Source organism: Paraburkholderia sp. MM5482-R2 (assembly GCF_050436125.1).
Classification (GTDB): domain Bacteria; phylum Pseudomonadota; class Gammaproteobacteria; order Burkholderiales; family Burkholderiaceae; genus Paraburkholderia; species Paraburkholderia tuberum.
Genome location: NZ_JBNDLP010000002.1, coordinates 1,138,356 through 1,155,544 on the forward strand (window position 1 = coordinate 1,138,356; position 17,189 = coordinate 1,155,544).

Sequence of the window (17,189 nt, forward strand, 5' to 3'; positions counted from 1 at the left end):
TCGACGAACCGCGAGGAGAACCTGATTGAATGGTAGTCAAAAAGCGCCGGGATTCAATTGGCGTTCGCCCGCCGGATGTCATCGTGCGTGCCCCGCTGAGGCGCTTTGCTTTCCGCTGTAATGGCCGGAAATGTGCGCGCATTGGTCGGCGAGCGAAACCCGCCTACACTCTGATGGCCTCTTGCTGAGGCATCGGTGGAAGTCTTTTCAGCCCGCTTCTGGCGGGCTTTCTTTTGCCTTCGATTCGCCATTCACACGCGGCAATAAAAAAGGCGAACCCGCCAAGCGGGTCCGCCTTTTCGATCCCGGTTCAACCAGCCACGCCGCAAGCTTAGGCTCACGGCGCTGCCCAGGCGTCGATTACTTCAACATCGCACGCGCCGCTTTCACCGCGGCCAGCACCTGCTCGGGCGCGGTGCCGCCCGGATGATTGCGGCTCGCCACCGAGCCCTCGAGCGTCAGATACGAGAACACGTCGTCGCCGATCAGATGCGCGACGTTCGGCAGTTCGCCGCGCATTTCGTCGAGCGTCAGGTCCGCGAGATCGCAGCCGCGATCGGCGCATACGCGCACCGCGAGCGCGACTGCTTCGTGCGCATCGCGGAACGGCAGGCCGCGCTTGACGAGATAGTCGGCGAGGTCCGTCGCGGTCGAGAAGCCTTGCAGCGCGGCGTCGCGCATCGCCTGCGGCTTGACCGTGATGCCGGCGACCATTTCGGCGAAGATGCGCAGCGTGTCGGCGACGGTATCGACGGTGTCGAACAGCGGCTCCTTGTCTTCCTGGTTGTCCTTGTTGTACGCGAGCGGCTGGCCCTTCATCAGCGTGAGCAGCGCCATCAGATGGCCGTTCACGCGGCCGGTCTTGCCGCGCGCGAGTTCGGGCACGTCCGGGTTCTTCTTCTGCGGCATGATCGACGAGCCGGTGCAGAAACGGTCGGCCAGATCGATGAAGCCGACGCGCGGGCTCATCCACAGCACCAGTTCTTCGGAGAAGCGCGACACGTGCGTCATCACGAGCGCGGAGGCGGCCGTGAATTCGATCGCGAAGTCGCGGTCGGAGACTGCGTCGAGCGAGTTCGCGCAGATGCCGTCGAAGCCGAGCGTCTTCGCCACGGCGTGACGGTCGATCGGATAGCTGGTGCCGGCGAGCGCGGCCGCGCCGAGCGGCAGACGGTTCACGCGCTTGCGGCAGTCGATCATGCGCTCGGCGTCGCGCGAGAACATTTCGACGTACGCGAGCAGATGGTGGCCGAACGTGACGGGCTGCGCGACCTGCAGGTGCGTGAAGCCCGGCATGATGGTCGCGGCGTTCTTCTCCGCGATCTCGAGCAGCGCCACGCGCAGTTCGGTGAGCAGCTCGCCGATGCGGTCGATCTCGCCGCGCAGCCACAGGCGAATGTCGGTCGCAACCTGGTCGTTGCGTGAGCGGCCGGTGTGCAGGCGCTTGCCGGCGTCGCCGATCAGCGCGGTCAAGCGCGCTTCGATGTTCAGGTGCACGTCTTCGAGATCGAGCTGCCATTCGAACTCGCCGCGCTCGATTTCACCTTTGATCTGCGCCATGCCGCGCTGGATCGCGGCGAGGTCGTCGGCGGAAATGATCTTCTGCGCGGCGAGCATCGACGCGTGCGCGAGCGACCCTTCGATGTCGACGAACGCCAGACGCTTGTCGAAGAAAACCGACGACGTGTAGCGTTTGACGAGTTCCGACATCGGCTCCGAGAAGCGAGCCGACCAGGCTTCGCCTTTTTTGTGCAGTTGGGACGTCATGGTGTTGGGCGGTAAAAACGAGCGGTGAAGAGGCTGGCAACGCGAGTGCGCGAATCGTGCAAGAGCGCCGCCGCAGCGAAGAAAGACGAAGATTTTAACACCGGGCGAGGGCGGCCAAAGTGCTGCCGCCCATCGCGGGCCTATTCGCGCACCAGCACCACGAGCTTCAGATCCTCGCGATGCGCGGGCTTGAACGTGATCTGGTCATAAACGATGCGCCCGTCGCGCGGATGGTTGAACTCGCGCCTGCCGCCTTCGCGCCCGCCGACGTCCTGGGAGGCCCAGTAGCGTGCGAACTCGTCGCTCGCGGCCGACAGCGAATCGATCAGCCCACGTGTGGGCGCATCGTTCAGATGGCGGATCGAGTCGGCGCGGAATTCGGCGGCGAGCCGCCGCGCGCGCGTTTCCCAATCGACGATCAACGCGCGCGCGGCCGGCTCGGTGAACGTGTAGCGCAGCAGGTTGCGGTCGTGCGCGCCGTCGAGCCAGCCAACGAACAGATCGGCCGCGCGCTCGTTCCACGCAAGCGCATTCCACTGCCGGTCGAGCACGTAGGCGGGCGTGTCGATGAGCTGCACGGTTTGCAGCAGCGTGGCGGGCGCATCGGCGGCGGCCGGGTCGGGCTCGGCCGGATCGCGTTGCGCGGCCAGCTCGAACAGATACGCGCGCTCGGCGCGCGACAGCTGCAACGCGACCGCGATGCGCGCGAGCGCATCGGCGGAAGCGGACACTGGCCGGCCCTGCTCGATCCACGTGTACCAGGTCGGGCTCACGCCGCACAGTTGCGCGACTTCCTCGCGCCGCAGACCGGGCGTGCGGCGACGCGGCCCCGGCGGCAGCCCGACCGCCTGCGGCGACAGCCGCTCGCGATGGGCGCGGATGAAGTCGCCGAGCGCGCGGGCCGGGGTGGCGTCGAGCGGCGGCGGGTGATCGGCGGAGGACGGCGTCGTCATGCTATCGGCTGCGCGTGGAGGGGTAACGTGGAGGGGGTAATAGAGATACCAGAATAATTGCCGAACTTGTACTGGTACATGGCGGGCTCTATTGTAGCGGCTGGATTCGCGCAATGAGAAAAGCCGGGTGTGACCTGCGTCGGCCACACCCGGCTTTTGTCCGCCAATGCGGCAACCTCAACCGGTGTTGCGCAACCCCGCCGCGATCCCGTTGATGCTCAAATGAATGCCGCGCCGCACGCGCGCATTCGTGTCGCCCGCGCGATAGCGTTTGAGCAGTTCGACCTGCAGGTGATTGAGCGGATCGAGGTACGGGAAGCGATTCTTGATCGAGCGCGCGAGCAGCGGATTCTCGGCGAGCCGCTCGCTCCTGCCGGTGATCTCCGACAACACCTTCGACGTGCGCTCCCACTCGGCGACGATGCGCTCGAACACATGCTTGCGCAGCTTCTTGTCGGTCACGAGCGCGGCATAACGCGACGCGACCGCGAGGTCGGTCTTCGCGATGACCATGTCCATGTTCGACATCAGGTTCGAAAAGAACGGCCAGCTCTTGTGCATCTTCTGCAGCAGCGCGAGACGGCGCGCGCGTTCGGCGTCGGACGGCGCGCTGTCGAGGTGCTCGGCGACCGCGCTGCCGAAGCCGTACCAGCCGGTCAGCAGCAGCCGGCATTGACCCCACGAGAAGCCCCACGGAATCGCGCGCAGATCCTCGATCTTGCGTTGCTTCGGATCCTGCAGCTTGCGCGACGCGGGGCGGCTGCCGATGTTCAGCTCGGCGATCTCCGCGATCGGCGTCGACTCGAAGAAATACTCCTTGAAGCCCGGCGTTTCGTAGACGAGCGCGCGATACGCGGCCATCGCCGTATCGGACAGCTGCTGCATCGTTTCCTCGTACACCGGCAACTCGGCCAACGTGTGGTCGTGCGGCAGCAGCGACGCTTCGAGCGTCGCGGCCACGACGGTTTCCAGATTGCGCCGGCCGATTTCCGGATTTGCGAACTTGCTCGCGATCACTTCGCCCTGCTCGGTCAAACGGATCTGACCGTCGACGGTGCCCGGCGGCTGCGACAGGATCGCCTGGTAGGTCGGGCCGCCGCCGCGCCCGACGGTGCCGCCGCGCCCATGGAACAGACGCAGCGTCACGCCGCGTTCGTTGAACAGCGACACGAGCGCAAGCTCCGCGCGATACAGCTCCCAGTTCGACGTCAGGAAGCCGCCGTCCTTGTTGCTGTCCGAGTAGCCGAGCATCACTTCCTGCTCGTTGCCCTGATGTTCGATCAGCGCGCTAATGCCCGGCAGCGCGATCAGATCGCGCATGATGTGCGGCGCGTTGCGCAGGTCGGGGATCGTCTCGAACAGCGGGATCACCATCAGGCCGGCGCGCGCGGGGTCGTGCTCGTCGCCGAGGCGTCCGCGCAACAGGCCGGTTTCCTTCTGCAGCAGCATCACCTCGACCAGGTCGGTCACGGTCTCCGTGTGCGAAATGATGTAGTTGCGCACCGCGCGCGCGCCGAACTTCTCGCGCGTCATGCGCGCTTCCTCGAGCACCGCGAGTTCGCTTTTCACGAGCTCGGAGTAGTCGGCGGAGGGCACGCGCAGCGCGCGCGGCTGCGCGAGCTCGGCGAGCAGCACGGTCAGCTTGTCGGCTTCCGGCAACGCCGCGTAATCGTCCTCGACACCGGCGCGCTTGAGCAGCTCGGCGATCACCGCTTCGTGGATGTCGGAGCTTTGCCGCAGATCGATGCTCGCGAGATGGAAGCCGAACACTTCGGCCGCGCGCGCGAGCGGCGCGAGACGCGGCGCGGCGAGCGGCGCGCCGTGATGCTCGGCGAGCGAATCCATCAGCACGTGGAGGTCGCGCACGAAGTCGGCGGCGTCGTCGTAGGGAATCGCGCGGACCGGCGCGACGCCGCGGCCGGCGCTGCGCAGCGGCACGCTGCCTTCGCCGAGGCGCACGCGCGCGCTTGCCGCGAGCCGCGTGTAGATGCCGATCAGCGCGCGACGATACGGCTCGTCGGTGCGATGCGGCGAATGGTCTGGCGAGATGGCCGCGAGCTCATTGAGCGCATCGCTCGCGCCGACGAGCACATTCGACATCGATAGCTCCTCGCCGAGCTTGTGCACCTGCTCCAGGTAGTGCTCGAAGATCACCGCGGCCTGACGCGTGATCGCGTTTTCGAGCGTTTCGGCGGTGACGTTCGGATTGCCGTCGCGATCGCCGCCGATCCAGCTGCCCATCTGGAAGAACGGCGGCAGGCGCGCTTCGAGGCCATGCTCCTTCAGCGCCTCCTCGATGTCGGCGTACAGCGCCGGCAGTTCTTCGAGGAAGGTGCTGCGGTAGTACGACAACGCGTTTTCGATTTCGTCGGCGACCGTCAGACGCGAGTCGCGCAGCATGCGCGTTTGCCACAGCGACGTGACGCGCGCGCGCAGCATCGCTTCGTTGTGCGCGCGCTCGCGGTTCGTCAGCGGCTGGTCGCGCTCGGCGAGCAGACGCGCGATGTCGTGCTGCGCGTCGAGAATGCTCTTGCGCTGCACTTCGGTCGGGTGCGCGGTCAGCACCGGCATGATCAGCGCGTCGTCGAAAAACCGCTGCAGCACCGGTGTCGCGGCGGCACCAGCCGCGGCGAGCCGCTCGAGCGCATGGGCGATCGTGCCCGGCTGCGAGGCCGAGCCCGCGAGCGCGTGAATTCGGTGACGGCGGTTGCGGTGACGGTCCTCGGCGATGTTCGCGAGATGCGAAAAGTAGCTGAACGCGCGCACGACGCTGACGGTCTGCTCGGGCGTCAGCGTGCGCAGCTTCTTGTCGAGCGTCTGCGCGGCGGCGCTGTCGTCCTCGCGACGGAAACGCACTGCCGTCTGCCGGATCGTCTCGACGATGTCGAACACCGCCTCGCCTTCCTGCTCGCGCAGCACGTCGCCGAGCAGACGCCCGAGATAGCGGATGTCCTGGAACAGCGGGTGGTCCTTGTCCTCGCGCGTGCGGCCGCCGCTCTTCGCGGTGGTCGCGGCGGCGGACTCAGCCGGCGGCAGGTCCTTCGGTTTCGACGGTTTCGCGGCGCGCGGGGGTGTTGCGTCGCCATCGACCTTGGCCTTGGCCTTGGCCTTGGCCGGCTTGCGCGCGGTGGCCGACGTCGCGGCCTGTTCAGCCTTGCTGGCCTTGCCGGCTTTCGACGCCTTTTGCGCCTTGTCCTGCTTGACGGGCACCGAGGTCTGCGCGGCCTTCGGGGCTTTGGTGGCGCGAGCGGCGAGGGCGCGGCGCCTGGCGCGCTGGTCGGCGCGCGTGTCGCCATGTTGACCGACGCTCGACGATATGGCGTGCGCGGCAACGTCGGACAGGGCGTCAGGCGCCGCGGCGTCGGCCGGGCGAGCGGTGGGCGAGGCAGTGTTGCGGCGGGCGGGGCGCGCCGATCCGGAAGACGTCACGATGAGTTTCCTCGGGGAAGCCAGGGTCTGTTGATTGATGAACTGCGACTGCGGAACTGCCACCAGCAAGTGCAACGTGAACTGCGTGCAACAGGGACTACGCAACGGACTACAAGACGGACTGCTAGTGCAACTGCAACGGAGACTTGAAACGGCGACTGTACACGGCGATTGCTCGACCCACTGGAAGCGCGGCCCGCACGTGCCGCACCGCGTACGCGGAACGACACGAGCGCTGCCGAATCGCGACGCCGACGAGGGAGAGAGGAGCCACGGGCTGCCAGCCCGCGCTGGGACCGAACACGCGGCAGGCATTGCCTCGGCATGTTCGCCGCATTGCATCATCCCGCATGCCGCCGCGCAGTGCGCGAACGACCGTACGTGACAACGCGGAATGGGCGCCTTCGCGCGTGGCGCGAAGCCCGTCTCCTCCGTCGATGCCGCTTGCGCACGGCGCTTCGCCATGCCTTGGAACCAAAGGGCGCGAACGAGGGCGCGTGCTAACATTGATTGTTATTCCATCCCGACATCCAGCAGCAAGCTAATGAACACCGAGACGTTTTCCACGCCACCCCACACGCTTGTGATTGCGTCGCGAGAGAGCCGCCTTGCCATGTGGCAAGCCGAGCATGTGCGATGTGCGCTGCACAAATTATATCCATCTTGTGACGTAAAAATCCTCGGAATGACGACACGCGGTGATCAGATTCTCGATCGCACGCTGTCGAAGGTGGGTGGCAAGGGGCTCTTCGTGAAGGAGCTCGAAGCCGCGCTCGCCGATGGCCGCGCCGACCTCGCGGTGCATTCGCTGAAAGACGTGCCGATGGAGTTGCCCGCCGGTTTCGCGCTGTCCACCATCATGGAGCGCGAGGACCCGCGCGACGCGTTCGTGTCCAATCAGTACGACTCGCTCGCTGCGCTGCCGGCCGGTGCCGTGGTCGGCACCTCGAGTCTGCGGCGTGAGGCGATGCTGCGCATGCGCTATGCGCATCTCGACGTGCGGCCGTTGCGCGGCAATCTCGATACCCGACTCGCCAAGCTCGATCGCGGCGATTACGCGGCGATCATTCTGGCCGCGGCCGGGCTGAAGCGGCTGGGTCTCGCCGATCGCATCCGCGCGCTGCTCGATCCCGAGGACAGTCTGCCCGCGGCGGGCCAGGGCGCGCTCGGCATCGAGATTCGCGCCGATCGCGCGGACCTCGCCGCATGGCTCGCGCCGCTGCATCATCAGCACACGGCGGCGGCCGTCGAAGCGGAGCGCATGGTATCGCGCGTGCTCGGCGGCAGCTGCGAGGTGCCGCTCGCCGCCTACGCAACCTGGGGCGATGGCGCGCTGCATCTGCGCGGCATCGTCGCAACGCCGGACGGCCAGCGCGTGCTGAGCGCGCAGGCGTCGGCGCCGGCGCCCACCGTCGAACGCGCGCGCGCGCTCGGCGAGGAAGTAGCGCACTCGCTCGCGCAGCAGGGCGCCCTCGACATCGTCCGCGCGCTCAGTACGGCGAGCGGTCCCGCGGCCGCGCCCAGCGCGGCGGCCAGCGAGTGATGGCCGCCGTCTCGCCCGAGAAGGCGCCCTTCACGGTCGTGATCACGCGGCCGGCCGGCCAGTCGAGCGAACTCGTCGAACAGCTCGAAGCAGCCGGACTCGCGTCGCTCGACTTCCCGCTGATCGACATCGCGCCCGTCATCGACGACGCGCCGTTGTGCGCCGCGCTCGCGTCGCTCGAACGCTACGCGCTCGTCGTGTTCGTGTCGCCGAACGCAGTCGATCACGCGTTCGCGCGCCATAACGATATCTGGCCGCATGCGCTGCCGATCGGCGTGGTCGGCCCGGGCAGCGTGCAAGCGCTCGCGCGCCACGGCGTCAGCGCGTCCGAGCATCGCGTGATCAGCCCCGCGGCGGGCGCCGACGACGAATCGACGAGCTTCGACTCCGAGAGCCTGTTTGCCGCGCTCGAGGCGCAACTCGGTGCCGCGAGCCTCGAAGGCAAGCGCGTGCTGATCGTGCGCGGCGACGGCGGCCGCGAATGGCTGAGCGAGCGCCTGCGTGAAGCCGGCGCCGAAGTCGACGCGGTGGCCGCTTACCGGCGCATCGTGCCGGAGCCGTCGATCGGCGCATGGGCGCGCGTGCACGAACTGCTCGCGGGCACGCCGCACGCATGGCTTCTGACCAGCTCCGAAGGCGTACGCAATCTGCACGAACTCGCGCACGAGCATCTGACCGCCGGCGAGATCGAGCAGCTCAAACACGCGCCCCTCGTCACGCCGCATCCGCGCATCGCGCAGACCGCGCGGGCATTGGGTTTTGATAGGATTACGGTGTCCGGCGCGGGCGACGAGCGCATAGTCCGAGCCCTCGTTGCCGCGGCCGCCGTGCCTCCCGTCGTCCAACCGGTATCGTCCAACCCGGCTCAACCACGCATGACTGAAACGAACGCATCCACGAACGCCTCACCTCAGCCGCCCGCAAGCGCCGCCTTGCCGCCGAACCCACCCTTCACGCCGTACGAAGCGCAAAAGCGCCGCAGCGCGAGCGGACCGCTGCTGTGGATTGTCATCGTGGTCATCGCGTGCGCGGCGGGCGTGGGCGGCTTCGCGATGAACCGCAAGCTGGTGCGCACCGAGCAGGAACTCGCGCAGCGTCAGCAGGCCAACGACACCCAGACCAACGAACTGCGCATCAAGATCGACCAGGCGCTCGCCACCGTGCATCAATCGGACTCGCAGGTCGCGCAGCTCGAAGGCAAGCTCGCCGATGCGCAGGCCGCGCAGCAGGCGCTGCAACAGCAATACGCGGATCTCGCGCGCAATCGCGACGACTGGACGCTCGCCGAAGTCGGGCAGATGTTGTCAGCGGCGAGCCAGCAGTTGCAGCTGACCGGCAATACGCAGCTCGCGCTGTTCGCGTTGCAAAGCGCCGATACGCGCCTCGCGGCGTCGGACAGTCCGCAGGCGGTCGCGGTGCGCAAGGCGATCGCGCAGGACATCGACAAGCTGAAGGCCGCGCCGTCCACCGATCTGACCGGCCTCGCGATCAAGCTCGACAACGCGATCGATCACGTGAACGGCCTGCCGCTGTCGGGTGAAGCACCGATTCCGCGTGCCACGCCGCATGCGGCCACGTGGGCCGACACCGCGAAGGTGGCCGCGGCCACCGGCAAGCCGCGCTGGGAAGTGTGGATCGACGAGGTCACGCACGGCATCGGCGAACAGCTGACGAGTCTCGTGCAGGTGCGCCGTATCGACAACGCCGACGCGATGCTGGTCACGCCGGATCAAGGCTACTTCGTGCGCGAGAACCTGAAGCTGCGTCTGCTGTCGGCGCGTCTCGCGCTGCTGTCGCGCAACCAGACCACGCTGAAGTCCGACCTGCAGGCGGCGCAGTCCGCGTTGACGCGCTACTTCGACGCGTCGTCGAAAGACACGCAGACGGTCATCGATCTGGTCAAGCAGGTGGACGCCGATTCGGCCGCGGTCGAGCTGCCGAACCTCGATACGAGCCTGCAGGCCGTCAATCAATACCGGAACCGGGGTTAATCATGGCGATCCGGGGACTCCTGTGGCTCGCGGCGCTGTTCGCCGTCGCGGTCGTGCTCGCGGTGGGCGGGCGCTTCGACGCTGGGCAAGTGCTGCTGATCTATCCGCCGTACCGCGTCGACATGTCGCTGAACCTGTTCGTCGTCGGGCTGGTGGTGCTGTTCGTCCTGCTCTATGCGCTGTTGCGCATCATCCGCAATATCTGGCGCATGCCGCAGCGCGTCGCCGCGTACCGCGCACGCGCGCGTGTCGCGAAGGCGCATGCGGCGTTGCGCGACGCGATCGGCAACCTGTACGCGGGGCGTTTCTCGCGCGCGGAAAAGGCCGCCAAGGACGCGCTCACGAATGGCGACAACAAGGGCGCGGCCGGTTTGATCGCGGCGACCGCCGCGCATCGCATGCATGAGTACGCGCGGCGCGACGAATGGCTCGCGCAGATCGACGAAGCCGACTGGCAGGACGCGCGCCTGATGGCCACCGCCGACATGCGCGCCGACGGCCGCGACGCCGACGGCGCGCTCAATGCGCTGACCGAGATGCAATCGCAGGGCGCGCGGCGCATTCATGCGCAGCAAATCATGCTGCGTGCGCAGCAGCAACTGAAGAACTGGGGCGAAGTGCTGAAGCTCGTGAAGACGCTGGAGAAGCGCGAGGCGATCCATCCGGCGGTCGCGGTGCGGCTGCGTCAACTGGCGGCGGAAAATCTGCTGCGCGATCGTCGCCACAATGCGGACGCGCTGCTCGAACTGTGGAACTCGCTGTCGGCGACCGAGCGTCATTCGCCGCGCCTCGCCGACACCGCCGCCGAACTGCTGGTCGCGCTGAACCGTCCGCAGGAGGCGCGCAAGATCGTCGAGGAGGCGCTCGCGCAGAACTGGGATGCGCGCCTGTTGCGACGCTATCCGGACACGGCCGGCGGCGATGCGTTGCCGCTGATCCAGAAGGCCGAGGCGTGGCAGAAGGATCGGCCGGAAGACGCGGACCTGATGTTCGCGCTGGGGCGCCTGTGCCTGCATCAGCAGTTGTGGGGCAAGGCGCAGTCGTTCCTCGAACGCGCGCTGAAGCTTGCCGACAACGAGACGCTGAAGATCCGCTCGCATCGCGCGCTCGCGCGTCTGCACGAGCAGCTGGGCGATACCGACAAGGCGAGCCAGCACTATCGCGAGAGTGCGTTGGCGATGAACGTGACGTGAGTTCGGCGTTTTCGGCCTTGCGCTGAAGCGCGCAAGCCTCGGAAACCGCTACCTGATGGCCGCAGCCCCGCGCTGCGGCCATTTGTTTTTCCGGCGGCCGGCGTTCCGGCTTCCGGCGGCCGGCGTCCCGGCGGCCGGGCGTGCGCTGGACTCGCGCGCAATTCGCAGATCCCCAGCTCGAATCGTCGGGACTGCGCTTTGCTTCACCACCTCACTGGATGCGCAACCTCGGAGGTGTTCAAAGTGGCCAGCGACGCTGTGACGGTGCAAACCGAGACCCGCAGCGGCGACGTCGAGCGCAAGGGCGTCGTCGTCATTACAGGGGCAAGTGCCGGCGTGGGGCGCGCGAGCGCGTCCGAATTCGCGCGGCAGGGCTATGACGTTGGGCTCATCGCGCGCGAGCCGCGACGGCTCGCTCGTGCCGCCGAGGAGATCGCCGCGTCCTATGGCGTGCGCGCACTCGCCATTGCGGCCGATGTCGCCGATGCCGACGCGATCGAGCGCGCGGCGCAGCGCGTGAAGCGCGAGTGGGGCGGCATCGACGTCTGGGTCAACGTCGCGATGGCGACCGCGTTTGCGCCGGTGTCGGCGCTCAGCGCGCGCGATGTCGAACGCGGCACGCAGGTGACCTACCTGGGGCAGGTCAACGGCATGCTGGCGGCGCTCCCCGTGATGCGCGCGTGCGGGCACGGGACGATCGTCAATGTCGGCTCGGCGCTCGGGTACCGGTCGGTGCCGTTGCAGTCGATCTATTGCGGCGCGAAGTTTGCCGTGCGCGGCTTCACCGATTCGTTGCGTTCCGAGTTGCTGCACGACGGAGTCGATATCCATCTGACGATGGTCGATCTGCCCGCGGTCAATACGCCGCAATTCGACTGGGCGCTCAATCGCACGGGGCGCAGGGCACGGCCGGTGGCGCCGGTGTTTCAGCCGGAAGTGGCGGCACGGGCGATCTACTTTGCGGCCACCCATCGGCGGCGGCAGGTGTGGGTCGGGTGGTCGACGGTCAAGGCGATCCTCGCGAACCGGATCGCGCCGACGCTGCTCGACCGCTATCTCGCGCGGGCGGGTTACGACGGGCAATTGACCGATGAACCGTTGCCCGCCGATGCGCCCGCGAATCTCTACGAGCCGGTGCCGGGCCACTACGCTTCGCATGGTCGCTTCGATGATGAAGCGCGTGCGTACTGCTGGCAGATGTTCACCGATCGGCATCGCAATGCGGTGTACGGCGCGGCAGTGATGGCGCTGGCGGGGGGCGTCGCGTGGCTGCTGAGGCGCGAGCGGCCCTGATGCGCGGCCGGTGGGCCTCATCCCTGTCGCCGACGGAATGTCTGGACTATCCTTCGAATGACGGTACCGCCCACAAACCGTGGTGCGGCGTCCTCGACTACGAACATTCCAAAAATGGAAGCGGACAGGCCAGTTCCTCACAAAGAACAGACTGCTGTAAGCAGGGCGCGCCGCTGGATGCGCTGGCTGCCGGGACTGACGGTGCTCAAGACGTACCGGCTGAGCTGGTTGCCGAACGATCTGACGGCGGGACTGGTGCTGACCACGATGCTGGTGCCGGTTGGGATCGCTTACGCGGAGGCATCCGGCGTCCCTGGCGTGTACGGCCTCTACGCGACGATCGTTCCGCTATTGGCGTATGCGCTGTTCGGTCCGAGCCGGATTCTCGTGCTCGGTCCCGACTCCGCGCTCGCCGCTCCGATTCTGGCGGTCGTGGTGCAAATCGCTGCGGGCGACCCGTCGCGCGCGATTGCGGCGGCCAGCATGATGGCGATCGTGTCCGGCCTGTTCTGTATCGTGATGGGCTTGCTGCGGCTGGGATTCATCACTGAATTGTTGTCGAAACCCATTCGATACGGCTATATGAACGGCATTGCGCTCGCCGTGCTGATCAGTCAATTGCCCAAACTGTTTGCCATCTCAATCGAAGAGCGCGGGCCGTTGCGGGACATCGTGAGCCTCGTGCAGGCCATCGCCGATGGCAAATCCAACTGGTATAGCTTCGCGGTGGGCGCTGGAAGCCTCGTGCTGATCCTGTTTCTCAAGCGCTTCGAAAAGCTGCCGGGCATCCTGATCGCCGTGATCGTTGCGACGTTGTGCGTAACCGTATTGCACCTCGATAGCATTGGTGTGAAAGTGCTCGGCAAGATTCCTCAAGGCCTGCCGACCTTTGCGCTGCCGTGGGTCACCGACGCCGATCTGGTCAAGATTCTGCTCGGCGGCTGCGCGGTCGCGCTGATCTCGTTCGCGGATACCAGCGTGCTGTCGCGAACTTTCGCGGCACGTTTTCGCAGCCGCGTCGACCCCAATCAGGAGATGGTCGGGCTCGGCGCGGCCAATCTTGCGGCCGGCCTGTTCCACGGCTTCCCGATCAGCAGCAGTTCGTCGCGCACGCCGGTCGCCGAGGCGGCGGGTGCGAAGACGCAACTGACGGGCGTCGTCGGCGCGCTGGCGGTCGCGGCGCTGCTGATGGCCGCGCCCAATCTGATGCGCTACCTGCCCAACAGTGCGCTCGCCGCGGTCGTCATCGCGGCGGCGCTCGGTCTGTTCGAGATCACGGACCTGAAGCGGATTTTCCGCATCCAGCAATGGGAGTTCTGGCTGTCGATGGCCTGCTTTGCCGGCGTCGCGGTGTTCGGTGCGATTCCCGGCATCTGCTTCGCGGTGGTGATCGCGGTCATCGAATTTCTGTGGGACGGCTGGCGACCGCACTACGCGGTGCTGGGAAGCGTTGAAGGTTTGCGCGGCTATCACGACTTGCAGCGCTACCCGCATGCCCAGCGAATCCCCGGACTCGTGCTGTTTCGCTGGGATGCACCGCTGTTCTTTGCGAATGCCGAGCAGTTTCAGGAGCGCCTGCTGGAAGCCGTCGCCGAATCGCCGGCACCGGTGCGGCGTGTGGTGGTGGCGGCCGAACCGGTGACGAGCGTGGACGTCACCTCCGCCGACATGCTGCGGGAACTGACGCGCACGCTCGACGAGCGCGGGATCGCGCTGCACTTTGCAGAGATGAAGGATCCGGTTCGCGACAAGCTCAGACGCTTCGAGCTGACCGATCTGATTGGCGATGCGTGCTTTCATCCGACGGTGAACAGTGCGGTTGATAGCTATGTCGAGGGGGTTGGGAAGGAATAGTATTCACACTTGGAGCTGGATCACCGGAGAGCCGGCATGCGCCTGCCGTCCGCGTCTAAAACGCCTGCGAAAACGGTTTGGCACCGCGCCAGTTCACGTCCGCGGCATACCGTGATCCTGTGTTTCGCCGTGGTATTCGTTGTCACGTTGATTCTTGCTGTACACCAATATTTTCTCGTACGTGCCCGGGAGCTCGATAACCGTTCGCATCAGCTCGAGATTCAGGCCAGGGTTCTCGATGTCGCGGTCCGCAATAACAGGCAGCACTTGCAGTTTCTTCGCGAGAGTGCCGAGCGGCTCCTTGCGGACCGGACAGCACAGCTCGATCGAACACCGGATGCCTCGCTCCAGGCGGTACTCCGGGCGCAGGACGAGCGCGTCTGGAATCTTCAAGTCCGCGATATCGACGCCCCCATTCGGGGTATCGGCACACAGCAGCTCGCGGTGACTCCTGGTTTGCACCGTGACGAGCCCACATTTGTCGAGGACCTGCGGCTCGCCCAATTGATGAGCCGGCTGTTTGCCGTGCAATTCCAGATGGGGACGGGTCTCGAACGCGCGGTATATGTCTCGCCGACCGGTATCGTGGTCGCTCACCCAACCATTGACGACGACGAGGTAGTCCGGCTGTTGCAAATGTACGGCAGCTCGCGCCTGTTACAGCTGGCCAACCAGAACCCGCTCGACTATGACGTCACGTTCGATCCGGTTCGCGGGCGCAAGAACCCGGCAGGACCTCGCCTGCTGTTTGGGACAGCGGTGATGAGTAACGACGTGGTTCGCGGCCTCATATTCTTTGTGGTCCCGCAACGCATCGTTCAGGACTATCTGTGGAACAACACCACAGCGGATGAAACTCACGCTCTGATAGACCCGAGCGGGATGCCAATTGCAACGAGCGGAAGTACTTTCTCGGTCAATGATGAGAATTGGCTGAAGACTCTGCCGGCGCAGTGGAACACGCTCTCTGCTTCCACGTTGTTTCGGACACCCAGCGGAACGTTGAGTGCGGGACAGGACTTCCTGCTCTTCAGAAAGCTGGATACGGCGGATCTCGTATTGACCGATTACGTATCCGCTGCGACCGTATTCTTCTCGGTCGTTCGCTTGAGCAGCGCGCTGTTTGCCGGGGTGTGGATACTGATGGCATTGCTTCTCTGGGCCACTCTTTTTGTCGTCGACCAGCTTCTTTCCACGCAGATGGCACTCAACGGGCGGCTGCGGGAATTGTCGCTCGCGGACCCCCTGACCGGTCTCGCGAACCGCCGCCGTTTGAATGAGGAATTCGACGCACTTTCACGGCGCAACGACGAGCGCCGCATCGCGCTGCTGATGATCGATATCGACCATTTCAAGGTGGTCAACGACAACTGGGGGCACGCTGGCGGAGACGAGGCCCTGAAGCACCTGACCAACGTGGTCAGGATTGCCGTGCGCCCGGGGGATCTGATGGCACGTCTGGGTGGCGAGGAGTTCTGTGTGCTGCTGCCCGATACGACCGCGGACGACGCGGCCCGAATTGCGGAGCGCGTGCGCGAGGCCGTCGCCCGCAACGCCTGCGTCCTTCAGGAGACGCAATTAACCCGCACCGCGCCGGGCCGTGAGATATGGTTCACGATATCGATCGGGGTGGCGGAGAGTGTCTCGGATAACTGCTTTGACCTCGAGGGATTGATTGCGATCGCGGACCAGCGACTGTACGCCGCGAAGGCGAGTGGGCGAAACAGGGTGGTGGCAAGCGAGTCCATGCAAAGCTGAAAATGCGGATGTCGTCTCTGTACATGCGGCGCTTTGCCACCTGCTGTTCACGACGGGCTCTATTCACGGTGTTGCCGTTTCAATGCGGAATAGTCACGACTGAGGCGAACGTCCATCAGGACCGGCGTTTTGGGTTCGTCCGGAGCTGGATTCTTTGGGCCGGGGTCGCCGAAAGCAAATTCGACATCCACCGGAAATCGGCTCGTTGACAGATTCGAAGCACGATAGCGATAGTGATGCAGACGAATCTGTGGAGGCACGGTTCCCATATCATTGCCGGGCCGCCGCTCGCCGTTGCCGTCGATCCAGTAGCCGATATCGACCTGGAGGAGATCTTCCAGCGTCGAGCGGTTGATGTCCGTCAATAGTGGATTGAAGCGGATCGTGAAGCGCCTCGCGACCTGCTTGATTTTCGTGCGGTCGGCCGAGGGGTCGAGCGGATCGGGTACCACAACTACGATGATTTGCGTGTCCGGCAACACCGGATTCACGAAGGAATACTCCGTAACGCCTACCACGCCGCGATCTCGTCGCGCCGCAAGAATGCTGCCGAATATCGTATGCACGGGATTGAAGGGCTGGTCGTCGCGCAGGATCGCCATTGCCGTGATCAGTATCCTGAAGGCCATGTCGCGCTGAGCATCGGTCACAGTCGGTCTCTTGTCAGCTCCTGGCCCCGACGGTCCTGAGAGCGTCGGTGTACTGAGCTGTGCATGTACCGGGGTTGCGAACGAGAGGATCACCAGGATTGCGCCAGTAGGCCTGATCCACTTCCGCGCGCCGTGGCGCTTTGCCACCTGCTGTTCAAGACGGGCTCTAATCACGGTGTTGCCGTTTCAATGCGGAATAGCCACGCTTGAGAAGAACGTCCATCAGGACCGGCGTTTTGGGTTCGTCCGGCGCCGGATCGTTCGGGTCGGGGTCGCCGAAAGCAAATTCGACATCCACCGGAAATCGGCTCGTCGGCAGATTCGAAGCACGATAACGATAGCCATGCAGCCGAATCTGCGGTGGCGTCGTTCCCATATCGTTGCCGGGCCACCGCTCGCCGTTGCCGTCGACCCAGTAGCCGATATCGACATGGAGGAGATCTTCCAGCGTCGAGCGGCTAATGTCTGTCAATAGTGGATTGAAACGGATCGTGAAGTGCGTCGCGACTCGCTTGACTTTCGTGCGGTCGGCGGAGGGGTCGAGCGGATCGGGTATCACAAATACGATGATGTCCGTCCGCGGGAAAGCCGGATTCACGAAGGAATACTCGGTACCACCAACTTTACCGCGCAGGGGATCAGCCGCAAGAATGCGGCCGAATATCGTATGTGCGGGATCGAAGGGCTCGTCGTCCCGCAGGATCGCCATTGCCGTGGTCAATATCCTGAAGGCCATGTCGCGCTGGGCGTCGGTCACA

General features: G+C 65.6%; 11 protein-coding genes. 6 read left to right on the top strand and 5 right to left on the bottom strand.

Annotated features, from left to right (window positions below; all coding sequences use genetic code 11):
- Positions 1–360: 360 nt before the first annotated feature.
- The 3 genes from argH to ppc all read right to left on the bottom strand — a co-directional run bounded on the left by argH (position 361) and on the right by ppc (position 6,149).
- A complete protein-coding gene (argH, locus tag OKW37_RS08280; RefSeq protein WP_429407087.1) occupies positions 361–1,767 on the bottom strand; it encodes an argininosuccinate lyase in 1,407 nt (468 codons plus the stop codon).
- 140 nt (positions 1,768–1,907) lie between these two features.
- The gene (locus tag OKW37_RS08285; protein WP_429407085.1) at positions 1,908–2,720 is read right to left on the bottom strand and encodes a helix-turn-helix transcriptional regulator; all 813 of its coding nucleotides are present in this window, start codon (positions 2,718–2,720) and stop codon (positions 1,908–1,910) included.
- Between the two features lie 177 nt (positions 2,721–2,897).
- Positions 2,898–6,149, bottom strand: a complete 3,252-nt coding sequence (gene ppc / locus OKW37_RS08290) for a phosphoenolpyruvate carboxylase (protein WP_429407083.1) — start codon at positions 6,147–6,149, stop codon at positions 2,898–2,900.
- A gap of 544 nt (positions 6,150–6,693) precedes the next feature.
- Between ppc and hemC the strand changes: the two genes are divergently transcribed.
- From hemC to OKW37_RS08320, 6 genes are all read left to right on the top strand, one after another.
- Positions 6,694–7,692 (top strand): hydroxymethylbilane synthase, encoded by a 999-nt coding sequence (hemC, locus tag OKW37_RS08295; protein WP_184059574.1) that lies wholly within the window; start codon positions 6,694–6,696, stop codon positions 7,690–7,692.
- A complete protein-coding gene (gene hemDX / locus OKW37_RS08300) occupies positions 7,692–9,683 on the top strand; it encodes a fused uroporphyrinogen-III synthase HemD/membrane protein HemX (protein WP_429408467.1) in 1,992 nt (663 codons plus the stop codon). Before hemC ends, hemDX begins: the two co-directional genes overlap by 1 nt.
- Before the next feature lie 2 nt (positions 9,684–9,685).
- Positions 9,686–10,876: a heme biosynthesis HemY N-terminal domain-containing protein gene (locus OKW37_RS08305; protein ID WP_184059569.1), complete on the top strand. Its 1,191-nt coding sequence runs from the start codon at positions 9,686–9,688 to the stop codon at positions 10,874–10,876.
- 264 nt (positions 10,877–11,140) lie between these two features.
- The gene (locus OKW37_RS08310) at positions 11,141–12,169 is read left to right on the top strand and encodes an SDR family oxidoreductase (RefSeq protein WP_429408465.1); all 1,029 of its coding nucleotides are present in this window, start codon (positions 11,141–11,143) and stop codon (positions 12,167–12,169) included.
- A gap of 114 nt (positions 12,170–12,283) precedes the next feature.
- Entirely contained in the window at positions 12,284–14,023 is a 1,740-nt protein-coding gene (locus tag OKW37_RS08315) for a SulP family inorganic anion transporter (RefSeq protein WP_429407080.1), read from the top strand.
- A 36-nt stretch (positions 14,024–14,059) separates the two neighbouring features.
- A complete protein-coding gene (locus tag OKW37_RS08320; protein WP_429407078.1) occupies positions 14,060–15,781 on the top strand; it encodes a diguanylate cyclase in 1,722 nt (573 codons plus the stop codon).
- A 59-nt stretch (positions 15,782–15,840) separates the two neighbouring features.
- Here the strand turns inward: OKW37_RS08320 and OKW37_RS08325 are convergent, their stop codons facing one another.
- Positions 15,841–16,410 (bottom strand): hypothetical protein, encoded by a 570-nt coding sequence (locus tag OKW37_RS08325; RefSeq protein ID WP_429408463.1) that lies wholly within the window; start codon positions 16,408–16,410, stop codon positions 15,841–15,843.
- 187 nt (positions 16,411–16,597) lie between these two features.
- Complete coding sequence (locus OKW37_RS08330) at positions 16,598–17,188, bottom strand: hypothetical protein (RefSeq protein WP_429407076.1); 591 nt, start codon at positions 17,186–17,188, stop codon at positions 16,598–16,600.
- Position 17,189 lies beyond the last annotated feature (1 nt).

What these genes read in the sequence shown, in the direction of transcription:
- argH (WP_429407087.1), bottom strand. Translation starts at nt 1,767, where the DNA reads ATGACGTCCCAACTGCACAAAAAAGGCGAAGCCTGGTCGGCTCGCTTC.
- OKW37_RS08285 (WP_429407085.1), bottom strand. Translation starts at nt 2,720, where the DNA reads ATGACGACGCCGTCCTCCGCCGATCACCCGCCGCCGCTCGACGCCACC.
- hemC (WP_184059574.1), top strand. Translation starts at nt 6,694, where the DNA reads ATGAACACCGAGACGTTTTCCACGCCACCCCACACGCTTGTGATTGCG.
- hemDX (WP_429408467.1), top strand. Translation starts at nt 7,692, where the DNA reads ATGGCCGCCGTCTCGCCCGAGAAGGCGCCCTTCACGGTCGTGATCACG.
- OKW37_RS08305 (WP_184059569.1), top strand. Translation starts at nt 9,686, where the DNA reads ATGGCGATCCGGGGACTCCTGTGGCTCGCGGCGCTGTTCGCCGTCGCG.
- OKW37_RS08315 (WP_429407080.1), top strand. Translation starts at nt 12,284, where the DNA reads ATGGAAGCGGACAGGCCAGTTCCTCACAAAGAACAGACTGCTGTAAGC.
- OKW37_RS08320 (WP_429407078.1), top strand. Translation starts at nt 14,060, where the DNA reads ATGCGCCTGCCGTCCGCGTCTAAAACGCCTGCGAAAACGGTTTGGCAC.
- OKW37_RS08325 (WP_429408463.1), bottom strand. Translation starts at nt 16,410, where the DNA reads ATGGCCTTCAGGATACTGATCACGGCAATGGCGATCCTGCGCGACGAC.